Origin of the sequence: Swingsia samuiensis, assembly GCF_006542355.1 — a bacterium.
Classification (GTDB): domain Bacteria; phylum Pseudomonadota; class Alphaproteobacteria; order Acetobacterales; family Acetobacteraceae; genus Gluconobacter; species Gluconobacter samuiensis.
This window is the reverse complement of the sequence record NZ_CP038141.1, coordinates 24,959-50,802: the sequence shown is the minus strand read 5'-3', so window position 1 is coordinate 50,802 and position 25,844 is coordinate 24,959. Positions and strand designations below refer to the sequence as shown.

General features: G+C 44.9%; 27 protein-coding genes and 1 tRNA gene. 20 read left to right on the top strand and 8 right to left on the bottom strand.

Annotated elements, in window-relative coordinates; all coding sequences use genetic code 11:
* The first annotated feature begins 135 nt into the window (after window positions 1–135).
* The 5 genes from galU to E3D00_RS00210 all read left to right on the top strand — a co-directional run bounded on the left by galU (window position 136) and on the right by E3D00_RS00210 (window position 3,760).
* Window positions 136–1,014 (top strand): UTP--glucose-1-phosphate uridylyltransferase GalU, encoded by an 879-nt coding sequence (gene galU, locus E3D00_RS00230; RefSeq protein WP_141458860.1) that lies wholly within the window; start codon window positions 136–138, stop codon window positions 1,012–1,014.
* 64 nt (window positions 1,015–1,078) lie between these two features.
* Window positions 1,079–1,270, top strand: coding sequence for a DUF3553 domain-containing protein (locus E3D00_RS00225; RefSeq protein ID WP_141458858.1), 192 nt, complete (start codon window positions 1,079–1,081; stop codon window positions 1,268–1,270).
* 2 nt (window positions 1,271–1,272) lie between these two features.
* Window positions 1,273–2,043 carry a ComF family protein gene (locus tag E3D00_RS00220; RefSeq protein ID WP_246091443.1) on the top strand — a complete coding sequence of 257 codons (771 nt, stop codon included), beginning with the start codon at window positions 1,273–1,275 and terminating at the stop codon, window positions 2,041–2,043.
* Between the two features lie 11 nt (window positions 2,044–2,054).
* A complete protein-coding gene (gene grxC / locus E3D00_RS00215) occupies window positions 2,055–2,318 on the top strand; it encodes a glutaredoxin 3 (protein WP_141458857.1) in 264 nt (87 codons plus the stop codon).
* Between the two features lie 170 nt (window positions 2,319–2,488).
* Entirely contained in the window at window positions 2,489–3,760 is a 1,272-nt protein-coding gene (locus tag E3D00_RS00210; protein WP_141458855.1) for a lactonase family protein, read from the top strand.
* Window positions 3,761–3,794: 34 nt separating this feature from the next.
* On the opposite strand, the gene ubiG is transcribed toward E3D00_RS00210, so the two are convergent.
* Window positions 3,795–4,550 (bottom strand): bifunctional 2-polyprenyl-6-hydroxyphenol methylase/3-demethylubiquinol 3-O-methyltransferase UbiG, encoded by a 756-nt coding sequence (gene ubiG / locus E3D00_RS00205; protein ID WP_141458853.1) that lies wholly within the window; start codon window positions 4,548–4,550, stop codon window positions 3,795–3,797.
* A gap of 180 nt (window positions 4,551–4,730) precedes the next feature.
* On the opposite strand from ubiG, the gene E3D00_RS00200 reads away from it, so the two are divergent.
* The 6 genes from E3D00_RS00200 to prfA all read left to right on the top strand — a co-directional run bounded on the left by E3D00_RS00200 (window position 4,731) and on the right by prfA (window position 11,900).
* The gene (locus E3D00_RS00200; protein ID WP_141458851.1) at window positions 4,731–6,053 is read left to right on the top strand and encodes an aspartate kinase; all 1,323 of its coding nucleotides are present in this window, start codon (window positions 4,731–4,733) and stop codon (window positions 6,051–6,053) included.
* A gap of 5 nt (window positions 6,054–6,058) precedes the next feature.
* On the top strand, window positions 6,059–7,093 hold the full coding sequence (locus tag E3D00_RS00195; RefSeq protein WP_141462307.1) for an NAD(P)H-dependent flavin oxidoreductase: 1,035 nt from the start codon (window positions 6,059–6,061) through the stop codon (window positions 7,091–7,093).
* Window positions 7,094–7,106: 13 nt separating this feature from the next.
* Window positions 7,107–8,384 carry a helix-turn-helix domain-containing protein gene (locus tag E3D00_RS00190; protein WP_141458849.1) on the top strand — a complete coding sequence of 426 codons (1,278 nt, stop codon included), beginning with the start codon at window positions 7,107–7,109 and terminating at the stop codon, window positions 8,382–8,384.
* A gap of 62 nt (window positions 8,385–8,446) precedes the next feature.
* Entirely contained in the window at window positions 8,447–9,592 is a 1,146-nt protein-coding gene (gene ispG, locus E3D00_RS00185; protein WP_141458847.1) for a flavodoxin-dependent (E)-4-hydroxy-3-methylbut-2-enyl-diphosphate synthase, read from the top strand.
* The gene (gene hisS, locus E3D00_RS00180; protein ID WP_141458845.1) at window positions 9,592–10,836 is read left to right on the top strand and encodes a histidine--tRNA ligase; all 1,245 of its coding nucleotides are present in this window, start codon (window positions 9,592–9,594) and stop codon (window positions 10,834–10,836) included. Before ispG ends, hisS begins: the two co-directional genes overlap by 1 nt.
* A 2-nt stretch (window positions 10,837–10,838) precedes the next feature.
* A complete protein-coding gene (prfA, locus tag E3D00_RS00175) occupies window positions 10,839–11,900 on the top strand; it encodes a peptide chain release factor 1 (RefSeq protein ID WP_141462306.1) in 1,062 nt (353 codons plus the stop codon).
* 3 nt (window positions 11,901–11,903) lie between these two features.
* Here prfA and E3D00_RS00170 read toward each other — a convergent pair whose 3' ends face one another.
* Window positions 11,904–12,362 carry a hypothetical protein gene (locus tag E3D00_RS00170; protein ID WP_141458843.1) on the bottom strand — a complete coding sequence of 153 codons (459 nt, stop codon included), beginning with the start codon at window positions 12,360–12,362 and terminating at the stop codon, window positions 11,904–11,906.
* 29 nt (window positions 12,363–12,391) lie between these two features.
* Here E3D00_RS00170 and prmC point away from each other — a divergent pair, with 29 nt between their 5' ends.
* Window positions 12,392–13,240 carry a peptide chain release factor N(5)-glutamine methyltransferase gene (prmC, locus tag E3D00_RS00165; protein ID WP_141458841.1) on the top strand — a complete coding sequence of 283 codons (849 nt, stop codon included), beginning with the start codon at window positions 12,392–12,394 and terminating at the stop codon, window positions 13,238–13,240.
* 242 nt (window positions 13,241–13,482) lie between these two features.
* Window positions 13,483–13,953, top strand: coding sequence for a DUF4167 domain-containing protein (locus E3D00_RS00160; RefSeq protein ID WP_246091441.1), 471 nt, complete (start codon window positions 13,483–13,485; stop codon window positions 13,951–13,953).
* Window positions 13,954–13,989: 36 nt separating this feature from the next.
* Here the strand turns inward: E3D00_RS00160 and E3D00_RS00155 are convergent, their stop codons facing one another.
* Together E3D00_RS00155 and E3D00_RS00150 are read right to left on the bottom strand one after the other, a co-directional pair.
* Window positions 13,990–14,856, bottom strand: a complete 867-nt coding sequence (locus tag E3D00_RS00155) for a glycosyltransferase family 2 protein (protein WP_141458839.1) — start codon at window positions 14,854–14,856, stop codon at window positions 13,990–13,992.
* Between the two features lie 28 nt (window positions 14,857–14,884).
* Window positions 14,885–14,959, bottom strand: a tRNA-Met gene (locus E3D00_RS00150).
* Between the two features lie 166 nt (window positions 14,960–15,125).
* On the opposite strand from E3D00_RS00150, the gene E3D00_RS00145 reads away from it, so the two are divergent.
* Window positions 15,126–16,319 (top strand): mechanosensitive ion channel family protein, encoded by a 1,194-nt coding sequence (locus tag E3D00_RS00145; RefSeq protein ID WP_141458837.1) that lies wholly within the window; start codon window positions 15,126–15,128, stop codon window positions 16,317–16,319.
* A gap of 3 nt (window positions 16,320–16,322) precedes the next feature.
* On the opposite strand, the gene E3D00_RS00140 is transcribed toward E3D00_RS00145, so the two are convergent.
* Complete coding sequence (locus E3D00_RS00140; RefSeq protein WP_141458835.1) at window positions 16,323–17,858, bottom strand: APC family permease; 1,536 nt, start codon at window positions 17,856–17,858, stop codon at window positions 16,323–16,325.
* Between the two features lie 35 nt (window positions 17,859–17,893).
* Window positions 17,894–18,736 (bottom strand): undecaprenyl-diphosphate phosphatase, encoded by an 843-nt coding sequence (locus E3D00_RS00135; protein ID WP_141458833.1) that lies wholly within the window; start codon window positions 18,734–18,736, stop codon window positions 17,894–17,896.
* 123 nt (window positions 18,737–18,859) lie between these two features.
* On the opposite strand from E3D00_RS00135, the gene E3D00_RS00130 reads away from it, so the two are divergent.
* Window positions 18,860–19,327, top strand: coding sequence for an MlaD family protein (locus E3D00_RS00130; protein ID WP_141458831.1), 468 nt, complete (start codon window positions 18,860–18,862; stop codon window positions 19,325–19,327).
* 7 nt (window positions 19,328–19,334) lie between these two features.
* Here the strand turns inward: E3D00_RS00130 and E3D00_RS00125 are convergent, their stop codons facing one another.
* Window positions 19,335–20,399, bottom strand: coding sequence for an ATP-grasp domain-containing protein (locus tag E3D00_RS00125; RefSeq protein ID WP_141458829.1), 1,065 nt, complete (start codon window positions 20,397–20,399; stop codon window positions 19,335–19,337).
* A 7-nt stretch (window positions 20,400–20,406) separates the two neighbouring features.
* Complete coding sequence (locus E3D00_RS00120; protein ID WP_181441969.1) at window positions 20,407–20,949, bottom strand: DedA family protein; 543 nt, start codon at window positions 20,947–20,949, stop codon at window positions 20,407–20,409.
* A gap of 203 nt (window positions 20,950–21,152) precedes the next feature.
* Between E3D00_RS00120 and E3D00_RS00115 the strand changes: the two genes are divergently transcribed.
* The 5 genes from E3D00_RS00115 to E3D00_RS00095 are packed head-to-tail and all read left to right on the top strand — an operon-like array spanning window position 21,153 to window position 25,820.
* Window positions 21,153–22,136, top strand: coding sequence for a lytic murein transglycosylase (locus E3D00_RS00115; protein WP_141462305.1), 984 nt, complete (start codon window positions 21,153–21,155; stop codon window positions 22,134–22,136).
* The gene (locus tag E3D00_RS00110) at window positions 22,123–22,980 is read left to right on the top strand and encodes a septal ring lytic transglycosylase RlpA family protein (RefSeq protein ID WP_246091440.1); all 858 of its coding nucleotides are present in this window, start codon (window positions 22,123–22,125) and stop codon (window positions 22,978–22,980) included. Before E3D00_RS00115 ends, E3D00_RS00110 begins: the two co-directional genes overlap by 14 nt.
* Window positions 22,981–23,010: 30 nt before the next feature.
* Window positions 23,011–24,249 carry a D-alanyl-D-alanine carboxypeptidase family protein gene (locus tag E3D00_RS00105; protein WP_141458825.1) on the top strand — a complete coding sequence of 413 codons (1,239 nt, stop codon included), beginning with the start codon at window positions 23,011–23,013 and terminating at the stop codon, window positions 24,247–24,249.
* A complete protein-coding gene (gene tmk / locus E3D00_RS00100; protein ID WP_141458823.1) occupies window positions 24,236–24,901 on the top strand; it encodes a dTMP kinase in 666 nt (221 codons plus the stop codon). Before E3D00_RS00105 ends, tmk begins: the two co-directional genes overlap by 14 nt.
* A 1-nt stretch (window position 24,902) precedes the next feature.
* A complete protein-coding gene (locus E3D00_RS00095) occupies window positions 24,903–25,820 on the top strand; it encodes a DNA polymerase III subunit delta' (RefSeq protein ID WP_141458821.1) in 918 nt (305 codons plus the stop codon).
* The last annotated feature ends 24 nt before the right edge of the window (window positions 25,821–25,844 follow it).

Below are 25,844 nucleotides of genomic sequence, written 5' to 3'. Positions count from 1 at the left end.
TTTTCATATTATTGTTATAATGCAATTTATTGCGAGGGAACCAATACGCGGCTATGTCTTTGTTCCTTTTATTGGAAGAATGGTTTTAAACATTCTGACGATGCCTATTTTTATGGATGTTAAGAGGTTGTTTCAGTGATCAGACCCTTAAAGAAAGCAGTTCTTCCTGTTGCAGGATTAGGTACACGCTTTTTGCCTGCAACTAAGGCTATGCCGAAGGAAATGCTTCCTGTCGTTGATAAACCGCTGATTCAGTATGCTATTGATGAGGCGCGGGAGGCAGGGATTGAAGAGTTCTGTCTTGTAACGGGCCGTGGAAAAGATAGCCTCATTGATTACTTTGATATCGCATTTGAGTTAGAAGCTACTCTAAAAGAGCGTGGCAAAAAAAGTGCTCTTGAAGCGATACAGCAGAGCAGTGTGCGTGCCGGTTCTTTGGTAGCTGTTCGTCAGCAAGAGCCTCTTGGCTTAGGCCATGCAATCTGGTGCGCTCGTTCTTTCATTGGGAATGATCCATTTGCTATTCTTCTGCCAGATGATGTGGTGAAGAGTGGACGAAGCTGTGTTGCCCAGTTGGTGGATGCATATAACCAAACAGGCGGTAACGTTGTTGCTGTTACGGAAGTCCCGCATGAACATACCAACCGATATGGTATTCTTGATACGGGCAGTGATGACGGGAAGCTTGTTGAAGTGAAAGGCTTGGTTGAAAAGCCAGATCCTAAAGATGCGCCTTCCAATCTGTCGATTATCGGGCGTTATGTTATGATGCCAGAAATTATGGAGCACCTTTCCAAGTTAGAAAAAGGCGCTGGTGGGGAAGTTCAATTAACGGATGCTATGGCAAAAATGATTGGCCATGTGCCTTTCCATGGTTTGCGTTATGAAGGAACTCGTTTTGATTGCGGTGACAAGGCTGGTTTCTTAGAAGCACAGATTGCGCTTTCAATCGACCGTCCTGATCTTGGGGGAGCTGTTAAAGAGTTCCTAAAAAAATACGTAAATCAAATTTAAGTTTGTAAAAAAAGAGACCTGCGAAGTAGATTGCTCCAATAGCTTTCGGCTTTGCAGGTTTTTTATGATTCGCTCGTTTTATTCATTCCTGGTTCCTGGTCAAATAGTCTCACACCCGCAATGTCCTGAATGGGGAGCGGGGCAAGTGCAGTCTGTGGTAGAAAATCGTGTAACGGTTAATTTTGAGCATAAAGGGAAAGTATTGGTTGATATTTCTCGTATCGACCTTGATGTAATTTCGTCACCAGATTTATAATTTTGAAGAAAAAAAATATTTATTTTCAACGAATACAGCAAAAAATATTAAATTTTTTGTTTCCCCCCGTATGTAAAGGGTGTGGGATAGATATTGAAGATAATGAGGGGCTGTGTGCTCAGTGCTTCATTCAATTCCAAATGATTGTAGAGCCATATTGTGAACGATGTAGTGTTCCGTTTTCACATATTTCGTTTGGAGGAGCGCAGAAGATCTGCGTGTCTTGTCAAACAAAACCTCCACTATGGCGTTCTGCGCGTGCCGCGTTTGTTTATAATGATTGGTCACGAAAAATAATATTTTTATTCAAGTATTATGGTCATACGGAGTATGCTGATTTCATCGGGCAACGTATGATTCAAGCTGGAAATAATATTTTAAAAAAAGCAGATCTTCTGGTGCCTGTTCCTATGTATGTAGGAAAGCTCAGGAAGCGTAAGTTTAATCAGGCTGCGTTGCTGGCTCACTATGTGAGTCGCAAAACATCAATCCCGGTAATTCCAGATGGGTTGCAACGTATTAGGGAAACGCGCGCTTTGGCGTCTCTTTCCGGGGAGCAAAGGGCTGAAGAAATAAAGAATGTTATAAAAGTTAGGGAAAAAAGAAGAAATCATTTTAAAGGGAAATCTATTATTTTAGTTGATGATGTTTTGACAACGGGTGTGACGGCTTCTGTTTGTGTGAAAGAATTGTTGGAAGCTGGGGCTTTATCGGTGGATATTTTGGTTGCAGCCCGTACAAATAGCGAGAATAATCTTTATAACAATGAGTAAGGATAGGAAATATGCCAAAAATTGAGATTTTTACGCAGCCTGGGTGTCCATTTTGTGTTCGTGCAGTGAGTTTGTTGAAAGAAAAGAAGGTTGATTTTCAGGAAATTAATGCTCCCCATGGAACAAAAGAGCGTGAAGAATCCATAGAGCGTTCGGGCAAGCGGACTGTGCCACAAACCTTTGTAGATGGGCAGGCGTTAGGTGGTTGTGATGATCTTATTTCTTTGGATCGAAGTGGAAAGCTCGATTCTTTACTAGGTCTTTCCCATTCTTAAGGTTTAAAAAAACTAAATAACGGAAAATAGATTCGAGGAGTAGTATCTCTATTCCTCGAATGAGAAGTAATAATTTTTCCTTAAATCTATAAAGCTTGGCATTATCTGTATAATTATAATATAGTTTATGTACGAGATATGTTAAGTGCTGAAAGGTATGTGGACTTATTATGTTTAAATCCATTTCCCGTCGTAATTTTGCTTTGGGACTGCTTGCTGGAACTGCCTCTATTGGAGCGAATAGAGTTTCTCATGCGGCAACAGGAGCAGATAAACTTCCTGTACCTCCTCCGCCTCCCAAGCCTGTTTCAAAAACGATTTGTTTCGTGGGCGGTTACACCCAACATGCACCTCCAGGAGGAGCGGGGAATGGTCAAGGGATTGACGTCTTTGAAATGAATCGTGAAACGGGTGAACTCACGCAAATCACGACGTATACAGATATCGCCAGCCCTTCATTTATTGTTTTATCGAAAGATGATAAATTTTTATATGCGTTAAGCGAAATTGACGATTATACCAAACAAGGCGATGGTTCAGTTACAGCATTTGCTGTTGATACAAAGAACGGCTCTTTGCGTAAATTGAATACCGTTAGTTCTGGCGGTGCTGTCCCGGCACATTTAAGCATCCATCATTCTGGTCGCTATGTGTTAGTTGCTAATTATGTGGGTGGCTCTGTTGCGGTCTTACCAATCCGTAGTGACGGATCTTTGGGGCCAGCAACGGATGTTGTCAAAAATACAGGCCCACGTCAGCCTGAGAGAGCGGCTGATAATCCTCAAGGTAATTTTGCTGTTTCAGATCATTCAGGCTCACATCCTCATATGATCCGTTCTGATCCAAGTGGTCGGTTTGTTATTGCAGATGATGCTGGTTTAGATCGTGTCTATGTTTGGACTTTGAACCTCACAACAGGAAAACTCATTCCTGCTAAGAAACCGTATTATGATATGGAACCCGGAAGTGCTCCACGGCATTTTGAGTTTAACCACTCTGGTCGCATGATGTATAATCTATGTGAGCAAAACTCAAAAATTGTTGTTTCTACCTTCAATCCAGAAACGGGTGAAATTAATAACATTCAGAAAGTAAGCACGGTATCGTCTAGTTTCCGTGGTTCTACTCTTGCTGCTGAAATTCTTATTTCCAAGAGTGGCAAGTATATTTATGTTTCGAACCGCTTAGGTGATTCATTGGCTGTTTTTGCTATTGCAGATGACGGTACTTTGACACTGCAAGCCGAAACATGGATGCATGCTGATTACGGACGTGCCATGATGTTTGATCCATCAGGGACATTCTTGTTCTGTGCAAACCAGCGTTCTGATGCTGTTACATCCTTTAAGGTAGATAAGAATACAGGGCAGTTGGTCTTTACAAACCACTTTACACCCGTTGGAAGCCCAACAACGTTTGCGTTTATGAATACGCAAGTTTAAATGGAAAATGCCCTCTTTTAACGAGGGCATTTTTTTATTTAGAGAAAAGCGCAATATAATTGATGCTTGTGTTTTTAGATATCCGCCATTTCGGTGGGATATATGTCATGCCGGACACATTGGTAACACGAAGACCAGCCTTTCGGGCCATCGTTGCTAATTCATCGGGATTAATAAACTTTTTCCAGTCATGAGTGCCGATAGGTAACATTCTTAAAAGATATTCTGCCCCTAATTTTGCCATAGCGTAGGATCGGAGTGTCCTGCTCATGGTGGAAACAGCAACATACCCTCCCGGGCGCGTTAAAGAGGAAAGCATGTTTAGGAATTCTTGCGGGTCGTTTACATGCTCAATAATTTCCAACGCTGAGACGATATCAAATTCTTTACGTTCAGCGACAAGATCTTCCGCACTGCCATGACGATAAGACAAAGGCGCAGAAGACGGCGGTAGAGGGAAAGATGCCTGATGGGCTTTAGCAGCCTGAATTCCTTCGTAGCTTGCATCAATCCCTAAAGTATTAAAACCCAGCTTGGCAAAAGCCTCACTTGCTAGCCCTGCGCCACACCCGATATCTAACAGGGAAAGAGGTGTGGCTGTATTTTTCTTTTGCAGATGCGAGGTGTGGCTATATATCCACTCCGTGCGTAGAGGGTTCATGGCATGTAAGGGAGCCATCGGGCCGTGAGGATCCCACCAATCTTTTGCTAACGCGCTGAAATGGGCAATTTCAGCTTCGGAAACAGAGGGACGGTTCATTTTTTTTTCAGAAATGGCATCCAAGCTCATAGAGAATTGTCCTTTTATACATCCGCTTACCGTTCATCATCTGGACGCAGCGCGTTTAGACGGCTATGTGAAACCGGCAATATGTCTGGTTATGCTATCATATACGTTAGCGTTTATCTGAATATAGAGATGCCAGACTTGAATATGTAACGCCAGACACGTATTGGAGCTTTATCCACGATGTCCATGTCCGATACTCCCGTCCATGATCTAAGAGCAGATCAGGGTGACCTTTCTTCTGATATAACGAAGAACGGGAAACGGAAAACAATAGTAATGAAATTTGGCGGTACATCCGTCGGAAATATTGAACGTATTCGGATTGTTGCCCAGCGTGTAAAAGCAGAACACGATAAAGGACGCCGTATAGTGGTCGTGGTGTCTGCTATGTCTGGTGTTACGAATCAGATGGTAGAGTACTGCGCTGAGCTTGATAAGCTTGCAGACCCTAAGGAATATGATGCCGTTGTCGCTTCTGGTGAGCAGGTCACGAGTGGTTTGGTGGCTATTGCTCTTCAGGCTTTAGGTGTTCCTTCCAGATCCTTTCAAGGCTGGCAAATTCCGTTGAAAACAGATGATGCTCATGGAAAAGCCTCGATCGAGGGTGTCGATGGCACACTGTTGCTCAAATGTCTGGATGAGGGAATTGTTCCCGTCGTTGCGGGCTTCCAAGGTCTGGGCCCTAATGATAGAATTGCAACTCTAGGGCGAGGTGGGTCTGATACCTCGGCTGTGGCCGTAGCTGCTTCGATTAAAGCAGATCAATGCGATATTTATACGGATGTTGATGGCATCTATACTTCTGATCCACGGATTGTGAAGCGCGCCAAACGTCTCGATCGTATTACGTATGAAGAAATGTTAGAGCTTGCATCAGTTGGTGCTAAAGTATTGCAAACGCGTAGTGTTGGATTAGCTATGCGTGAAAAAGTGAAGGTTCGTGTCCTTTCATCTTTCGCTGAAACGGATGATGAAAGTGGGTCGATCGTTGTTGATGAGGATGAGATTGTGGAAAAGGAACTGGTTGCAGGTATTGCAAGTTCGCAAGATGAATCAAAGATTTCTGTAAGACACATCCCCGATCGCCCCGGTATTGCGGCTGCTATTTTCGGCCCTTTGTCTGAAGCGAATATCAATGTTGATATGATTGTTCAGAGCCGTGGGGCAGATCAGTTCAACACAATGACTTTCACCGTAAGTAAAGCAGATGAGGCTGCCGCCCGTGATGTTTTGGAAAAAGCGCGTGAAGATATCCAGTATGGTGAACTGGAAACATCACATGACGTTGTAAAAATTAGTGTTGTTGGCATAGGAATGCGTTCAAACACAGGGCTTGCTGCAACGATGTTTCGTACTTTAGCAGAGCGTGGAATTAACGTGCAGGTTATTTCGACAAGTGAAATAAAAATCTCTGTCTTAATTGATTCTGCTTATAAAGAGCTTGCGATGCGTGCATTGCACACGGCTTATGGACTGGATCAGGAAGAGGGAATAAATACGTGAACGCAATGACAGAAGCGCGTGAAACTTTAGATAGGCTGTGGAAACCAGGTTGTGAGTTTCTAGGAAGCGAAGTTGCTATCCTTGGTGGCGCCATGTCGTGGGTGAGCGAGCGGAACCTTGTTTCTGCGATTTCCAATGCGGGTGGTTTTGGCGTTATTGCATGTGGCGCTATGGAGCCTGAGCGGTTGGAAGAGGAGATTGTTGCGACACAAGCGCTTACAAAGCGTCCATTTGGTGTCAATCTGATCACAATGCATCCTAAGTTGGACCAACTTGTCGATGTATGTCTGGCACATAATGTAAGCCATATTGTTTTGGCTGGCGGTGTTCCAACGAGTGCAATCATTAAAAAGGTCCGTGATGGTGGTGCTCGCGCTATTGGTTTTGCCCCGGCTTTAGCGCTTGCCAAACGTTTGGTAAAAATGGGGATAGAAGCCCTTGTTATTGAAGGGTCTGAAGCAGGTGGGCATGTTGGCCCCGTTTCCTTGACCGTTCTGGCGCAAGAAATACTACCTCATGTCAAAGGTATTCCAGTTTTTGTTGCTGGGGGGCTAGGACGAGGAGATGCTGTTGTTTCATATTTGGAGCAAGGGGCTGTTGGAGCGCAGTTAGGAACTGTTTTTGCGGCATCGCAAGAAAGCATCGCGCATGAGAATTTTAAAAAAGCATTTTTGCGCGCGAATGCACGGGATGCTGTAACATCTGTTCAGTTGGATGAACGCTTTCCGGTTATTCCTGTAAGGGGCCTCTCGAATGAGGGAAGCCGTCGCTTCCTTAAATTGCAGGCTGAAATGGTTCAGAAATACCAAGAGGGTGAGCTAAGCAAAGAAGACGCTCAGCTTTCTATTGAACATTTCTGGGCAGGGGCGTTACGCAGAGCCGTTATCGACGGAGATGTTGAGAATGGATCTGTTATGGCTGGGCAATCTGTTGGAATGGTAAAAGAAGTTCGACCTGTTGCAGATATAATGGAAACATTAGTTCAGCAGGCGGTAGAAGTCATTGCCAAGCGTGACCATCGTGTAAAAGATTTGGGCTGACGGAATTATTGCTATGTCACCACGTTTGTCTTCTCGCAAGGCGGCTGCCACGCGTCCAGAAGGACCAAGTGTCGGAGCGATTTTACGTGCTCGACGCAAGGAATTGGAATGGCAAATTGATGATGTAGCTCAGTGGTTGAGAATTCGTCCTAAGCTTTTACTCGCTCTTGAAGACGATAATGCAGCAGCTCTTCCGGGGACGGCTTACGCGATAGGTTTTTTGCGATCGTATGCAGAGGCAATGCAGTTAGATGCAGATAGTCTTGTGGAGCAATACCGGAGAAGCGCACGCAATTTTGTCAGTCGAAAGACTGAGTTAATTTTTCCCCAGCCTGAAGGAGAGAGAGGTCTCCCGATTGGTCTTTTAATCGGGGTTGGATTGGCTTTTGTCGTTGGTTCTTACGTTCTTTGGTATCATTATTCTCTTCATGATGTGCAGGCTGAGCGTCATATACCTGCGGTTACCGAGTTGACCTCAGGCGCCGCGACACCAGAAACAACCTCTCCTCAAGTGGCTTCAGTGATGCCAGGACATGCTCCAGAGCCGCTTCCTAAAGAGACAGTACTGGAGCCAAAGCCAGAAGAAAAAAATGATTCGTTTGAAAGTCCGTTTTCGGCATCAGAAACGCCTCAATCATCAGCTCCTATAACCGATAATCAGCTCCTTCAGCAATCTCAGCAAGACGCTGAGGTAGCGGAAAAGCCTTCGGTGCCGGTGCCTCCTTCTGATCATAAGGATCAGGATGATCTCAAACCTGCCGAGAATAAGCCAGATATTCCCAATAATTCAGTGACTGTTCATACAGTTTCTTCTGTTTGGATACAGATTAAGGATAAGACGGGGCATGTGGTTGTCTCTCGCGTTATGGGGGCGGGAGAAAGCTGGCAGGGTTTAGAAGATGCAGCTCCTTTTAAAATGTCGTTTGGTAATGCTGGCGGGGTCGTTTTATCGACTAATGGTGGGGTAAGCGCACCGTTAGGACGGCAAGGAGAAGTGCGGCGTAATGTCGAAATAACGGCGGATTCTATCCGGTCAGGTGCTTTTGGAACAGGTGCGTTACCGACGGATGAGCATAAAAATCTTCCTCAGAATTTATTGCCAACGGAAGATAATCAATCGACTAATCATTCATCGGTTGGTAATGGTAATAGCGAAGATCAACCCCAAACTAAAGATACTCCTTCGCCACGACCTAAGCCAAAGCCACCAGTCCGAAAACATAAATCATCGGATATTTCTGCTGATGATTTAAATGCACGCCAGCTGGATCAAGCAACAACCACACATTAAACGGGTCTAAAAAAGTCCCTGAACACACGCCCGGTAAATGTCCGGGTATAAAGAGGTAAACCATGAGCGGATATCGTCCTTATCAGCATATTGAACGACGCAAATCACGCAAGATTCATGTAGGAAATGTTGCCGTCGGTGGTGACGCGCCGATTTCTGTTCAGACGATGACGAATACGCTGACATCAGATGCTCAGGCCACGATCGAACAAATTCGTCGTGCTGAGTTGGCGGGGGTTGATATCGTTCGTGTGTCTTGCCCTGACGAAGCCAGTACGGAAGCTTTGAAAGAGATTGTGCATGAGGTGAATGTGCCAATCGTGGCCGATATTCACTTTCATTATAAACGTGCAATTGAAGCTGCTAAGGCTGGGGCTGCCTGTTTGCGTATTAACCCAGGCAATATTGGTAGTTCTGATCGGGTACGTGAAGTTGTTAATGCCGCTAAAGATTATGGCTGTTCTATTCGTATTGGTGTGAACGCGGGTTCTTTGGAAAAGCATCTGCTTGAAAAGTACGGAGAGCCTAACCCAGAGGCTCTGGTTGAAAGTGCTCTTGAGCATGCTAAAATTCTTGAAGATCATGATTTTCATGAATTCAAGATTAGCGTAAAGGCTTCGGACGTTTTTATGGCCGTAGCGGCCTATCAACAACTTGCCGATTGTAGCGATCATCCCCTTCATATTGGTATTACCGAAGCGGGCTCTAAACGTGCTGGTACAGTAAAATCTTCGATTGGGCTTGGTAACCTCTTATGGGCTGGAGTGGGAGATACAATGCGCGTATCCCTTTCTGCTGCTCCAGAAGAAGAGGTATTAGTTGGATGGGATATTCTAAAATCTTTGGGGCTTCGTCATCGTGGTGTGAAGATTATTTCTTGCCCATCTTGCGCGCGCCAAGGTTTTAACGTTGTTGAAACAGTCCAGACCTTAGAAGACCGTTTGCAGCATATTAAAACACCTTTGACGCTTTCTATTATTGGATGTGTGGTGAATGGCCCTGGCGAGGCGCTGATGACAGATATCGGCGTGACAGGCGGTGGGTCAGGGCGACACATGGTGTATGCAGCTGGTAAGCAGGACCATACGATGCCCGCAGAGGATATGATTGAACATATTGTTGATTTGGTTGAGACTAAAGTTGCAGCAATTGAAGCCGGCAAAGAAGATGCCACAACAGCAAAGAAAATGGATCCGGTGAATAACTAATGGCTGGATTACAACCCCCACGCGGCACACATGATTTGATTGGTGAGACGATGCGTCGTCATCACCATGTTGTGGAAACAGCGCGTCAGGTTTTTAAGACGTATGGCTTTGAAGAGTGGAGCACTCCAGTTTTTGAAGATACCAAGGTTTTCTCACGCACATTGGGGGAGACTTCTGATGTTGTGTCGAAAGAAATGTATAGCTTTGAAGACCGCGGTGGGGAAAGTTTAACGCTTCGCCCTGAAAATACAGCTTCAATTTGCAGGGCTTTGGTTTCAAATGGTTTAACTCAGACGCTGCCTCAAAAAGTTTTTTATCACGGTCCCATGTTCCGTTACGAACGCCCTCAGAAAGGGCGGTACCGTCAGTTCCATCAGATTGGAGCTGAATTATTGGGAGCAGATGGTCCTTTGCGTGACGCAGAAATCATCACCATGGCTTATGATGTTCTTAAAGGACTTGGGTTAGAAGAACATGTTGTTTTAGAGCTTAATACACTTGGTGATATAGCGTCACGTCAAGCTTGGCGTGACGCGTTGGTTGAGTATTTTAAGCAACATGTCGATAAGTTGTCGGACGAGAGTAAATTACGTTTAGAGGTTAATCCTCTTCGTATTTTGGATAGCAAGTCTGAACAGGATCGAGCGTTATTGAATGACGCACCAAAATTTGCTGATTATCTGAATGATGAGTCACGTAAATTCTGGGATGACCTGCGTGGGTATTTAGACGCTTTTGGTGTCAAGTTTGTTGAAAACCCCAGAATTGTGCGCGGGTTGGATTATTATAGCCACACAGCATTTGAGTTTGTTACGACCAAATTGGGGGCTCAAGGTACGGTGTTGGCTGGTGGTCGCTATGAAGGTTTGGTCGAGCAAATGGGTGGCCCCTCTGTTCCGGCAATTGGCTGGGCTGCGGGGATTGAGCGTTTAGCTCTTTTGCTGGATCAGATTCCTGAAGAGCCAGCTGGGATAGCGATCGTGCCAATGGGAGATTCTGCTCTAGTAAAAGGGGCTTCCATAGCAAGAATGCTCCGTTCTGCAGGGTTGAATGTAGAGATTGAGACACGCGGAAATATGAAAAAAAGAATGGAGCGTGTCGTAAAGTCTGGTGCGTCACATGCTATTGTTCTCGGTGATGAAGAAATTGAGCGTGAAATTGTGCAGCTCCGTGATCTAAAAGTACGCGATCAGAAAGAGATATCCATTCATCATCTTGTTTCAGCTTTGAGAGAAGCCGTATGAGTTTGGTATTTGATGAAAGGTTAGAGCGGATTGTTGCTCGTTCGGAAGAACTGCAAGCAATCATGGCTTCTGGTGAAATAGCGGGCGATGAGTTTACGCGTTTATCACGAGAATATGCCGAATTAGAGCCAGTCGTTGCATCTATTCAAGCGTGGCGAGAAGCAGAAAAACAAAAGCAAGACGCGCAAGCTCTTTTATCTGACCCTGAGATGAAAGAGTTAGCTCAATCAGAATTATCTGAAATTGAAGACCAAATTCCTGAGCTTGAGCATAATTTAAAGATTGCTCTTTTGCCGAAAGATGCGGCTGACGAAAGAAGCGCTATTTTGGAAATTCGTCCTGCGGCAGGAGGAGATGAAGCAGGGCTTTTTGCAGCTGAATTATTTGATGCATACCGACGGTTTGCAGAAAATCATGGCTGGCGTTTTGAGGTGATGGAATATTCAGAAAACGAGGTTGCCGGGCTAAAAGAAGGAATGGCGACTATTTCTGGTCGGTCTGTTTTTGCGCAATTAAAATATGAATCCGGCGTTCATCGTGTTCAGCGTGTGCCTGCAACAGAAAGTCAGGGTCGGATTCACACATCAACTGTCACAGTGGCTGTTTTACCAGAAGCTGAAGAAGTGGATGTGACCATTAATGATGACGACTTGCGGATAGATGTGTACCGTGCCTCTGGTGCAGGTGGGCAGCACGTGAACAAGACTGAAAGTGCGGTTCGTATTACGCATATGCCGACTGGCCTTGTTGTGGCGATGCAGGAAGAAAAAAGTCAGCATAAAAATAAAGCAAAAGCTTTAAAGATTTTGCGTGCCCGGTTGTATGAGCAACAACGTGCAGCAGCGCATGAATCACGTGCGGCTGATCGCCGTTCGCAGGTAGGAACAGGGGATCGGTCAGAGCGGATTAGAACATATAATTTTCCTCAAGGCCGCGTTACCGACCATAGGATCAATCTTACATTATATAAGATTGATCGGATTATGGCCGGAGATTTTGTTGAGATTATTGATGCGTTAACGCGAGAAGAGCAAACGGCTCTTTTGGCTGCCGAGGGTTTTTAAGGTTTACGAGCTAGGGGTAGCACAGACGGCTGCACGTCCTTGACGATGTGTGGCAACGGCTGAATCGTTGTAGTCCATTAAGAAGAAATCTGTGAAATTGCGACTTCCAACGGCGTCAAGCACATGACCTTCAGGATGATGGAGTTGACCGGCACTGCTTACTTCATGGGTCTCTGTGTGGCCATTACGCGTAATGGTAATTTCCCCACAGAGAGCGTAATCAACATCGGAGCGTCCAGCCGGTAAGGGGATTTCTTTCACTTCACGGGATTTATTTAAATCAAGATGGAAAGTCGCCACGAGGTTACCGTTCACATACAGGCGAGACACTTCAGAAACTTCTTCTGATGCCCGCTCGTCAATGACTGTGAAGGTCGATGAAGGAACTGACTGTGCCCACGCTGGGTGCATAGAGCATCCCATAAGTAGGGCAGAAAAGAGGATCGCACGTTTGTATCTCATTGGGCCAGTATAGCAGGTTATTAGAAAAAATGATTCCAAAAGATAAATTATTGCATCATGCGACTACGATCTTAGAGAAAGCAGGGATTGAAGATGCCCGTCGAGAAGCACGCTTGCTATTAAGTTGGGTATTGGAAAAAGGTTTAGGTTCTTTGTTTTTGGTAAAGTCAGTTTCTCTCGAAGACGAAGAAAAATATCAAAATCTGGTCATGCGGCGTGCTCAGCATGAGCCTTTGGCTTTCATTACAGGCGAAGTGGGTTTTTGGACGTTAGATTTTTATACTTCACCAGCAACGTTGATTCCTCGAGCAGATAGTGAAGCATTAATAGAAGCAGTTCTAAAGATTATTCCAGACAAACAAAAGGATATGTCTTTCTTGGATTTGGGGACTGGGACAGGATGTCTTTTACTATCTGCCTTGTCAGAATATGTGAATGCTTGGGGGGTGGGGATTGATTTGTCTCCAGAAGCTGCAAGCTTGGCTCAGAAAAATGCGAAGAGAAATCATTTAGCAACGAGAAGTTTTTTTGTTGCAGCGCATTGGGAAAGCCCGATGATAGGGCAGTTTGACCTCGTTTTTTCTAATCCACCGTATGTTAAAAGTGCTGATATTGAAGGTTTAATGCCAGAAGTTTCAACATATGAACCTGCCCGTGCTTTGGATGGTGGGGAGGATGGGTTGGATGCTTATCGTGTGTTGTTAGAAAATATTCCCCGTGTTTTGACCCCGAATGGGTATGTTGTGTTTGAAGTCGGGGTTGATCAAATTGATGATGTTTGCGTGTTGGGGCAGCGGCAGGGTTTCAAAGAAGTTTTACGGCAGAATGATTTAGGCGGTATTCCTCGGGCGCTTGTGCTGCAATTTATAGGGAAGTAAGTAAAAGCTTGGGTTGAAATATAATTGTTGATGTGAGATACAAAGGACGTTCTTGGTGTGGAAAAATTTCTACATAAAGTATGTTCCTGTTATCCGTCTCTTTGTTGATGGCTAGGAACAAATGGATGAGTTGGCTTTGTTCCAGCTACAGCAGATAAACAAACGTCTTTTCAGATAACGGTGCGTTTACTCTCAAGTTTTTGAGAGATCATGATCGCCATAGGAAAGTGCATCACGGGTCGATGAATATGAAGCGTATAAGAGGCCGGCATCATCGTACAGGTGGTGGGGCATCACGTAGTGGAAACTCCCAGACACCTTTAAATCGTAACCATGTTTTTGATAGCAATGGCCCAGATTTAAGAGTTCGGGGAACGGCCCAACAGCTGTTTGAGAAATATCTTCAACTTGGTCGCGATGCGACAGGAACGGGTGATCGTATTCTTGCTGAAGCATATTTTCAGCATGCAGAACATTACTTTCGTATTCTGAATGCAATGAATCAAGCCGCTCAACAAAGCCAGCAAGAGCGTACAGAGCGTCAACAACAGCGGCAGCGTGCTTTTGAAGAACGTCGTGAAATGCGGAGCGAACGTTTGGATGAAGATTCTTCCTTCCGGCGAGGAGGAGAGCCTTCAATGAATGAGGTGCCAGTAGCAGAACAGCCCCCAGCACATTATATCTCTGAAACAGCTCCTAAGGACGCAGAGTAAAAGGGAAAGAATATAATCCGCAAAGAGTATCTCGGATTATATTCTTCCAATAAACCGATCGGGGATATGCCAGAGCTCGGTCCCGCTAAGGTTGAGATCAAGTTTGTAAAGATCATTTTGGCGGCTTGTTGAACTGTCTTCTACAGCTTTCCGCCAGTTTTTGAGACGTTGATCGTTCTCATCAAATGTTACGTCAACTTTAGGCAAAGCAGCCATATTGCGTAACATGTTTTCCCAAGCATCATTATCTATTCTTTGATGTTGGCCAGCTGTGTCTGAATGCCAAGGCTGAGTACGTGTACGCTGTAATCTTTGGAGGCCAGTTTGCAAATCAGCATATCTGAGATGAAAGAGATATAAAGGTGTATTTAAATTTGGAAGTGTTTCAGAGCACGAATGAAAACCAGGAGACCATGTTACTGCTTTTTGGATGAGGCATGGCTTACACATGGCACTTGAAAAACGTACATAATTGCGTTGAGGCGAAATAAGGCGTGTATAATCTAAGTCGTCTTCCTCATCTGGAATATGAATAAAATCCAACCCAGTTGCGGTAACAATTGGCGCGTTATTTGCCAGAGCAAAATGGGTGAGGGATGGGTATAACGCCGGATCTGCCAGAAGGAGTTCATCTACATCCACGTAGATAATGTTATCGTACCACTCTAGAAGGCTTTCACAGAACTTTCCAATAGATCGGGTTCTTTTTTCATCATTTTGAGGAGAGCGTGGGATACGGATAACATTAATGGAGCCTAGATTCTGAGTTGAGCCATCACTCGATCCGTGATCAACAATATAACACGCAGATTCGCCCACTTGTGCGCTGTAATGACGTCGCCATGTCAGAAGATGTTCTGATTCGTTATATATCATCGTAACGACAGCAAGAGGCTTTTTCATTATGCCAAATCAAATTTTCATGAATAAATGGTAGCGGTGGACGGATTTGAACCGCCGACCAAGGGATTATGATTCCCCTGCTCTACCACTGAGCTACACCGCCATCGTGCTGTTTTTCAGCGTTGGAGGGGTTTTTACGGGGGATCCGTTGAAGTGTCAACACGTTAATGACACGAGTGTATAGTTTTTGGGTGTAGATTTTTTATAATTGCTATATCTGATATGGCACTCACTCATCTCAATCATTACCACGTGGAGTTTACTGCTAAGTGTCGCAGCATTTTGTTAGTACATTGTTTGCAATAAGGTCGTATTTCACGTGGCTGCCACCATCAATTGTTTCCATTTTGATGTTGGTCATAGTGGGTATTTTGGGATTTTACTGCGGGAATCTTGTTGTCGCCTTAATTTTGCGGGTCCCAGGGTCACGTAGTGTCGCTTTAATACGTACTATTGTTTCTGCTCTACGTCGTCCTGCTAAACTGCTGACATCACTTTTAGCGATGTTGGCAGCTCTTCCTGCTGCAACGGGGTTCACGTATGAAAGTGAGCAGGACATTAAGCTGTTTTTGCTTTTTGTCTTGGTGCTTACCTTCGGGTTTTCAATGATTATTGTCTTCCGGCACATGACGGAAGCTTATCTTAATCGTCTGTCGTCTAAAGACGAAACAGATGATATTATGATTCGTACACATCAAACACAGATACGAGTATTACGGCGCTTAACCGAAATTATGGTCGGTATTATCACGGTTGCATCTGCGTTGATGCTATTTCCGTCTGTTAAGCAGTATGGCGTGTCTTTGTTTGCGTCCGCCGGGGCCGCGTCTTTGATTGTAGGTTTGTCTGCACGTGGTTTGTTAACTAACCTGATTGCAGGTGTACAGATTGCTATTACTCAGCCCATTCGTATGGAAGATTTGGTTATCATTAATGGTGACTGGTGTTGGGTAGAAGAGATTAACGCGACTTATGTAGTGTTGCGTGTATGGGATTGGCGCCGGCATATTGTGCCTATTTCATATTTTTTGGAAAACCAGTTTGAAAACTGGACGCACAATTCAGCGGCTATCATCGGTGTGGTTTTTCTTTGGCTCGATTACCAAGCCCCAATGGATAGAATCCGAGAAATGCTGAATGAAATTATTCGTACATCGCCTTTATGGGATGGAAAGGTTTTTGACGTACAAGTTTCGGATTGTAATGCGCAAGTTATGGCTGTGCGTATTATCGCAAGCGCACGGAATGCTTTGCAGAGCTGGGATTTGCGGTGTGATATCCGTGAAAAAATTATTGCACGTATTAAAGAAGAATGCCCAGAATCATTGCCGCGGACCCGTTTTGCAATGATGCCTCCTAAACCAGGGAGCGAGGGGTTGGCGGATGACTGGTTCTCTCCACCAATAGAACGCCCCGGGCCTGGTAGTTATATGGGGCCAGGGACGCCACCATTAGGAAAATAAGAGTTATTGTTTTTTATGGCTCATCGCTGAATTGCGGTAGCCATAAAAAACATATGTAAGAATACCCAATCCAATATAGGTGATGAGAAGAATTAAAGGGACTGGGTTTCCGCTGAAAATAGAGCGTATCATATCGATGATCAGTGGAAGGGACATTAAAATACAAAAAATAATTCCCAGAAGAGGGGTTATTCCAATCCAAAAACCACGGATTGTAAAACCGCCGAGAGGGACACTGAATGGCCTCTGAATGTCAGGCCGTGTATTGCGTTGCCATATGACGGTAAAGCATACAATCGCAAAAGCAATAGCTGTGCCGATGGAAACAAGGTCACTAATAATATCAATTGGCAGGGTGGCGGTTATCACAGCAACAACAATGCCAAGGCTGATGGTCCCAAGCCATGGCGTGCGGAAATGAGGGTGAATAATACCAAAAATTTTAGGAATAAGGCCATCTCGGCTCATGGTAAGAAAAATACGAGATTGCCCATACATGAGGCCTAACAAGACAGAACACAGGCCGATAGTCGCTCCTACATTAATGAGTAAAGCAAGCCATGGAATATGCATGGTTGTAACAGCAATCGCGAGTGGGTCGGGCACGTCTAGTTTCTGATAAGGGACGATACCGAGTAAAACGACGGCGACAATGATATAAACCACCGTACAAATGATAAGACTGCTGATAATCCCGAGAGGGACATCTCGGGTTGGATTTTTGGCTTCGGAAGAGGCAGTAGAGACCGCTTCGAAACCAACATATGCAAAAAAGATAACAGAAGCAGCGCGGAATATACCTTTTATTCCGTAATGAAATCCGCCTTCATTTGTTGGGATAAAAGGGTGCAGGTTATTGGGGTTAATGGCGTGAAAGCCAAGAATTACAAACAGGATTAAGACACCCACTTTTATAGTAACAATGACTGTATTAATCCGCGCAGATTCTTGAACCCCCTTAACGAGTAGGGCTGTAACGATCATAATGGCGCTAAAACCAATGAGGTCAAAACGCCAGCCGGCTGTAATGATAGCCCCATCAGACCCTGCAAGAGGCTGTAGGGTGGATTGTGTTAGAAAAGATGGGATATGAAGGCCAAATACGGCGAATAAAGACGTTGTATATCCTGAAAGACCTGCCGCAACAGCTGCACAGGAAATCCCATATTCAAGTAAAAGGAGCCACCCAACAATCCAAGCTGTTTTTTCTCCCATAGAGATATATGCGTAGGAATAAGCAGAGCCAGAGACAGGAAGGGTTGAGGCTAACTCACCATATGAGAATGCTGTAAACAGGCACGAGAGAGCGGCAATAATAAAAGACAGGAGAACGGATGGGCCTGCATATTCTGCTGCGGCTGTTCCTGTCATCACATAAATACCAGCACCAATGGTCGAGCCAATACCAATCATTGTGAGTTGTGTTGCGGTTAAGCTTTGTTTTAACCCGCAGGCCTCATGTTCCGTCAAAATTTGTTCAACTGTTTTTTGACGAGATTTTGAAGGTATTGGAGTATGTTCTTTAGATGGTGCCGGCATTCTTTACCATGGTCTTATCATGAGGAATGTGAAAGTTAAAAAATAATGAGGATCCCGGCAGCAACCCCCGCAATCATGCAATAAATACCGAAAGGCTTCAGTGCCCATTGGTCATGGTTTCGGAAAAAACGCAGCATTAGGATTGAGCACACCCAAGCTGTTATTCCTGCGAGAATGGCGCCCAAAATAGACTGAAGCAGCATATCATGAGAAATTGTCATGTGCCTGATCTGCCAAGCTTCTCGGACGGTTGCCGCTAAAACAATAGGTTGAGCGAGAAGAAGGGAAAAACGAGCAGATGTTTCGTGATCAAGATTTCTTAATAGGCCGCCGTTAATTGTAGCGCCGGAGCGCGAAAGGCCGGGAAATAAAGCTAAGCATTGCCATAGCCCAATAATAAGTGCGTCTTTAGGCGATAGAGAAGAAATGGGTTTGTAGTCTGTTGGCGCACGATATTGGCGAATCCATTCAGTCGAGATGAGTAAGAGGCCATTCAAAACGAGAAATCCCGCCACGGCGAGAGGAGCCCCAAAGAACGCTCTTAAAAGATGTTCAAATATCCCACCAATCAGAACGGCTGGGAGAGTTGCGATAATGAGAAGGCCTGCAATACGAATCGATTCAAGCTGGTTTTGCTGGCCGTAAGAACCAAAGATTCCCTTGAGGATGGCAACCCAGTCTTTCCAGAACACGCTAGCCAAAGCGACTAAAGTTCCAACATGCAACATCGTTAAGAAGGGAAGAAATAAAGGAGAGTGCTCATCCAAGTTCCAATGGAGCACACTTGGTAAGAGGACCGCATGTCCCAAGCTGCTGATAGGGAAAGGTTCTGTTATCCCTTGGATAATCGCGAGGATGAGAGCTTGAAAAAGCGTCATTATATTTGCACGACCAGAAAGAAAAGAAACCACTTGCCTTATGATCGTATAATACGCAACCTTGATAACAGTATTAAAGCTGACTAAACGACCTTTAAACGCGTGTTTTGAACTGGGGTAAAGATGAGCATAGGATATAGGGGGCGTGGAGGCGCTATTTTGACAAGTGGTTTAGTGCTTGTCGTTGCCGGCCTTTTCCTTGTTTATAGCCAAGAGATGAGAGATGGAAATGGAATACCATCTGCAACTTTACATGCTCAGTTTAATTCTGCGAATGGCTTAAAATCAGGAGCAGATGTTAGTCTTGCCGGTGTAACCGTCGGGCGAGTTCAGTCTATCGACCTAAACCCTGCAACACAAATGGCAGATGTTACATTTACAGTTGATAAGAGGCTTCATCTTCCTGTCGATACCGCGGTAGGAATAGGCTCTCCTACCATGACATCCGATAATGCATTGCAGATCCATCCCGGCAAAGAGGGATCACATATACTTGCTACAGGGGCAGTTATTAAAGACACACAAGATCAGCTGTCTTTAGAGCAACAAGTGAGTAATTATATTTTTGGCGGTGGCAAACTAGGCCAATAGTGCTTTTTTAATCATTGGTGGGGTAGGAGGCTAAGAGGCGCTTTTGCTTTCTCCAAGCAAAGAGCATATTAAAGGCTCCTGAGGTTTTCCATCCTCTAGATTTGTTTTTGGCGCCAATGATGAATGTTTGCCTGTAATGGGAAAATTGAGCACGATAAGCTTCCCATATTGTTGTTCTGCGATCCCAGATATGGATTGCTTCTGAACCCACGCCATTAATTTCAATAATTTTTAAGTTTTTACCTTGCTTTAAGTCTTCGATAGAAGGCGTCTTTAAATCAATGCGGCCAAAATGAAAGTCTGGAATATCTTTCATAATGGCATCAAGACATTCCGTTAGCTCTACGGTTCGATCGGTACGGGCATCTCGGAAAATCGAGCCTTTGCAGTGGTTGCCCGCAAAAACCAGCGATTTTTTTTCACCTGCGGGAAGAATTGTTTCTTCCAAGCCTGCGATGCGGGGTAAATATACGTGGGGAATATGTTGCATGCGTGGGTCATGCATGATGAGTTGTTTCAGGGTGGATTGTCCGTCTCCCTGAAGAGCCGGTGTTTCTTTGTAAGTGAGGGAAGAAATATACCCTTTTTCCTGGTCTGGGTGGCGAATATAAAAAGCACCCACTTCTATTGGATAATCGACGAGCTCCTGAACCATAAGATCAACATTGTCAGGAAAAAGAGAGAGGGTTTGTTTTAAAATTTCAAGCGATTGAACGAGTTTTACGCCAGTCCCATTACAGCCGATATTTGGTTTAATCACAACAGGGAATTGAACATTGATGCGAGCCATTGCATGCTGAGCGCGCTGGAAGGATCCTTCACCGCTTTTGAAAACAGCATATGGTGCTATATATTGTTTGGCTGTTTGGCCTGCCATATCAAGAATAGATGATTTCTGCTCACCACATAATCCGCCTGTTTCAATACGAGGATTTGCAGCTGTTGGGGTACTAAAATCACGATATTTTAACCCCATGACAATCCAGTAAAGCACGATAGGGGTGTAAAAAACGGACCCAGGCCAGAACTCAAAAAGAGATAGGGGTGTTGGGTTGACCTCTTTGGATCTCATAAAGTGATTAGCTCATTGTTTGATGACGAGCGATGAGGCGCCCGACTGCGATAATACAAAAGATAAGCCCAGCGAGGCCGAGCCACCGCCATTCTCCCATATGACCTAAAATCCACCCTCCAATATGTGAGCTGAGGAAGAATAAAAAGGTTGTCCAAATGGATGTGGCGAAAATAACCGAAAGAGCAAAGGTAAGGAAGGGCGCTTTAAAAAAACCGCAGGCTGTATAGAGTGGTAACCGTGCCCCGGGGATAAAGCGTGAAATAACAACGATACGAATAATATGATTGGCAAACCATCCTTCAGTTCGTTTCCGTTTTGGAAGGGTAATAAACCTTTGTAGATAAGGCCATCGGGCCGCGGCATTTCCGAGCCCATACAATCCAATATCTCCTAAGGCAATTCCTGCCCAGAGGGAACATAAGGCCACAAAAAAGCTAATATATCCTGAGTGTGCAGCGATAGCCGAAAGAACGGTAGCTACATCTTCCAGAATAAATGTGCTTATGATGATAATAGCAGATTTGAGCCACATCGGCTGTGCTGCCATGGCGGGGCCGATGGTTAACACGGCAGACGATCATTTCGGGTCATAGTAAGGGTCATTTCGCATGTTCTTAACTATCGAACAATCATCAATATTCACTTTTATCGCTTCAATTTCAAATTCTGCTCATTTTAAGGCTAGTGATCGTGCTGTTAGATTGCTAGAGCGGTGTATGTTGCATTTTTTGCCATTGGAGACTGATGCCTGTGCTTCAAAGACGTAAATTTCTTTCCGTACTCTCCGTAGGAGTAGGTGTTGCGGCTATCGGAAAAGCCGCTCAAGCGCAGCCATCTTATAATGCTTTTCTTGATAGCATAAGAGAGCAAGCCATCGCACAAGGGCTTTCTTCGGCTATTGTATCAAGGGCTTTGAGTTTATCGCCCCATCCCAATGCAAAAGTGCTTCAGCTGGACCGCCATCAGCCTGAATTTACTTTAACGTGGGCTCAATATAGAGACCGCGTTTTGCCTCAGTCACGTTTTGATAAGGGACGGCAGATATATGCTGGCGTTCAAAACGTTATGAGTGAAGAAAGTGCTCGGTTTGGGTGTGATGATCGTGCCGTTATGGGGATTTGGGGGCTGGAATCAGGGTTTGGCGCTCATACGGGCACATTCTCTGTGATTGATGCTTTGGCAACCCTTTCATATGATGGTCGTCGCTCTGCTTTCTTTCGGACAGAGCTTATGAAAGCGCTCCATATTTTAAATGATGGAGATATTTCTCCAGAAGGCATGATGGGAAGTTATGCCGGTGCGATGGGCCAGCCTCAGTTTATGCCAAGCGCTTACTTGCGTTATGCGGCAGATGGAGATGGAGATGGTAAACGGAATATCTGGACATCTCAGGCTGATGTTTTTGCGTCTATTGCGAATTACCTTGGTAAATGCGGATGGCAACGGAATGAGCCTTGGGGGCAGGAAATTAACCTGACACAGCCATTCGATAAGAGCCAAATCGGACGTAATCAGAAAAAGACGTTAGGTGAATGGATGAGCCTAGGGGTTCGTCGCAGCGATGGTCAGCCATTTGGGCGTTCTGATGTTGTTGGAGCGGTCTTGCAACCAGATGGCCCCGGCACACAAGCCTTTATGGTTTACCATAATTTCAACGTGATTCGTCGTTATAATCCTTCAGATTATTATGCATTAGGTGTTGGTCTTTTAGGAACGGGCATTGTCTCTGCGTAATCATTTTTTGATGTTAGGATGCTGTTTCTCTTTTCTGGCTGGATGTCATAAAGATATATCCAGCCAGCAGGAAGCTCATCCGCATTATCAGCTTGGTAAAGGGTGGAAAGGCAAGGATTCTTGGTTTTACCCTTATGAACAGTTTAGCTACCATGCGACTGGCATAGCTTCTCGTGACAAAAGCTCTCAAACCAGCATAGCGGATGATGGTGAGGTTTGGACTTCACAAGAGATGGTTGGCTCTCATCAGACCTTACAATTGCCGAGTATTGTGAGCGTTCATAATTTACAGAACGGCCGTATAGTTCGGGTGAAGTTGATACGTCGCGGGCCACAAACGTCAAATCGGATTATAGGCCTTTCTTCTAAAGCAGCTGATTTGCTGGGCATGGGAGATGATGCCCCTGTTGAAATTACAGAAGACGAAGTGGCAAGTCGGTCTATTATTGATGGATTATCTGGCGCACCAAAATTGGATGTGGAGGCTGCTCCAGTAGGTCAAGTGACGGCTCAGGATTTAGATAGTAAAGGCGTCACTGTTTACGGTAGTAATTCCCCAAAAGTTTTGCAGCATACCAAGGGTTTAGGAAATTTGCCTCTTACATGGACACAAGGTTCAATAGAATCTTATCGTCTATATCTTTTGTTAGGAAAATTTTCTACACAAGGTACAGCTGAACAGGTTGCTTTGCGGTGTAACGGAAATGTTGTTCGAGAAATGGACATGGGCGGCTTAAACTGGAGTGTTAAATCCGGCCCATATGGTAATATTTCTCAGGCAGATCAAGCCTTGGAGCAGTCCAGGGGATGTGGTGTAGAGGGTGAGCGTATCATCGTAGAATGATACGCCTAAGAAGAGGTTAAATATCTGAGGATGAACGTGCGGACTAGACGCTCTTTTTGTGGTGGTGCTGCAGGGTTTGCAGCGTGTGCTTCGTTGGCTGAGCCATTAACGGCTTTAGCTCGTCCGCATCGTCATTTAGCTCATGCTAAAAAAGGTGCCAGTGCAGCAGCTGATGTAGCGGCTCCAGTGGGGACGCCTGCAAACACCCCTTTAGGACCGTTTGATACGGTTGCTCGATGGGCTTATATTCTAGATTATAATACTGGTGCTGTACTGCTTGATAAAGCTGCAGAAGAACGCATGGCGCCATCATCATTAACAAAAATGATGACTGCTTATATTGTGTTTGGCATGTTGGCGACTGGGCGTTTAAAGCTCGAACAGCAGCTTCCTGTCAGTGAAAAAGCATGGCGTACGCAAGGCTCAAAGATGTTTGTGCCTTTGGGGCAATCTATTGCTGTATCGGATTTGATACAGGGAATGGTCATTCAATCTGGCAATGATGCGTGTATTGTTCTGGCGGAGGGCGTTGCCGGTTCAGAAGAGCGTTTTGTCGCGATGATGAATGAAGAAGCGCCGAAGATAGGATTAGAAAATTCACACTTCATGAACGTAACAGGTTTGCCGGCTGAAGGACATTATATGTCGGCAAAAGATGTAGCGACGGTAGCTGCGCACTTAATCCGTGATTTTCCGCAGTATTATCATTTCTTTGGAGAGACTGAGTTTCTCTTTAATAAGATACGCCAAGGCAATCGAAATGTCTTGGTTGATAAAGGCTTAGCTGACGGTCTGAAAACAGGCCATACGGATGCAGGTGGTTTTGGCCTATGTGCTAGCTCAAATCGCAATGGTAACCGTATAATTGTTGTTATTAATGGCACATCTTCAAGCAATGAGCGTGCTCATGAAGGTGAGCGATTGATGGCATGGGCATTTGCTAATTTTGAGAATGCAACGTTGTTCCGTAAAGGACAAGTGGTTGATCATGCTGCTGTCTGGATGGGTACACATAAAACGGTTCCGCTGATTGCCGGAACAGATATCACGATGACGATGCCGACAGGTTGGCAGCAACGTTCGCATATTGCGGTAGATTATCCGTCTCCTGTTATGGCACCGATTGCTGAAGGGCAGGAATGTGGGGCTATTGTGATTTCCTCTCCAGGCATGGCGGATATGCGTTTACCGCTACAAGCAGGGCAATCTGTCGGTAAGTTAGGTATTTTTGGGCGGGCTTTGACGCGTATTGGTTATGGCCCTGCATAATAAATCTTCTGGTTTGTTTATTACGCTAGAAGGCGGAGAAGGAGTGGGGAAGTCCACCCAAGCTCGCCTTTTAGCTACCGCTTTGAGTGATTTAGGGCATGAAGTTGTCTTAACGCGTGAGCCTGGAGGTACCCCCGGGGCTGAGGCAATACGCAATCTATTATTGTTTGGCAAAGATGAACTCTCATGGCGTGCTGAGATTATGGGGCATATGGCAGCGCGGTGTGATCATTTAGATGGATTAATCAAACCTGCTTTAAAGCGTGGTGCTCTTGTTATCTGCGACCGTTTCCATGACTCAACTTTAGCATATCAGGGTTATGGTGTTGGAAAAGGGGAAGCCAAGCGGTTAGAGTTTATCAAAAAAGCACGGCATCTAGTTGATTTTGAACCTCATTTGACTTTGCTTTTAGACGTTCCAAGAAAAGATGCACTGGCTCGTTTGAAAGAAAGAGGGGGCGCCACGGACCGGTATGAGGGGCAAGAAGAAGCTTTTCATCAGCGTGTGAGTGAAGGGTTTGATGCAATCGCAAAGTCAGACCCAGAACGGGTGCATCGTTTCGATGCTCTTCAGGAAGCTGGTGCTTTAAAAAATGAGCTGTTAAATAAGATTATAGGGTGCGTTGAAAAAAACAGTCTTGATAAGACATAACGTGCAAGATCCTAGACACACATTCCGGTTATATGGGCATGTTAAGGCAGAGAATACGTTTCGCTCTGCTTTAGATACAGGGCGAATGCATCATGCTTGGTTAATTACAGGCCCTTCAGGGATTGGAAAAGCAACTTTATCATTCCACCTAGCGCGTATTTTATTGAAAGGCGAAAAGACAGATTCACCAGCGGGGCGAAGAATTACGGCCGGAACGCACGGGGATTTGCTTGAGATTTCTCGTAGTCTGGATGAAAAAAAGGGTCGATTGCGCCAAGAAATAACAGCGTCTGATGTGCGTGTGGTGCAGTCTTTTCTTCATCATACGGCAACAGAAGGTGGATGGCGGGTTGTTATTGTCGATGGAGCAGAGTTTTTAAACCGATTTGCAGCCAATGCGCTATTAAAAATTTTGGAAGAACCGCCTTTAAACTCCATTCTTTTTTTAACGACAAGTTCTCCGGGTAAATTACTGCCGACTATTCGTAGCCGTTGCCGCACTTTGGCTTTATCTCCGTTAAATGACCAAGATATGCATGATCTTTTGCCTGATTTATCAGCGGACCTTATAAGGCGTGCAAAAGGGTCTCCTGGGCGTGCGCTTTTTTTATCTCAAGATCGTGATGGTCATATTGCTGGATTTGTTGATGGGATTTTATCGGGACGGCGTATAAATACAGAGAGTATGGTTTTGATTGATCAGATTGCGCGTGAAGTGGATGGTTTCGCGTTGTTTTGTGATTTGTTAGGAGAAGGGTGGGCAGAACAGGCGCGCGTAGCAGCACAGCGTGGTGATTTGCCTATTTCTAATATGTTTGCCAATAGGTGTATTGCGCTTGATACGCTAAGAAGGCAGACAGAAGGTTTTAATTTAGATAAGGCTCAAGCAATACGTCAGGCAGTGCAATTAGCTGTTTGATTGAGGGTTTGTTTAAGCGATAGA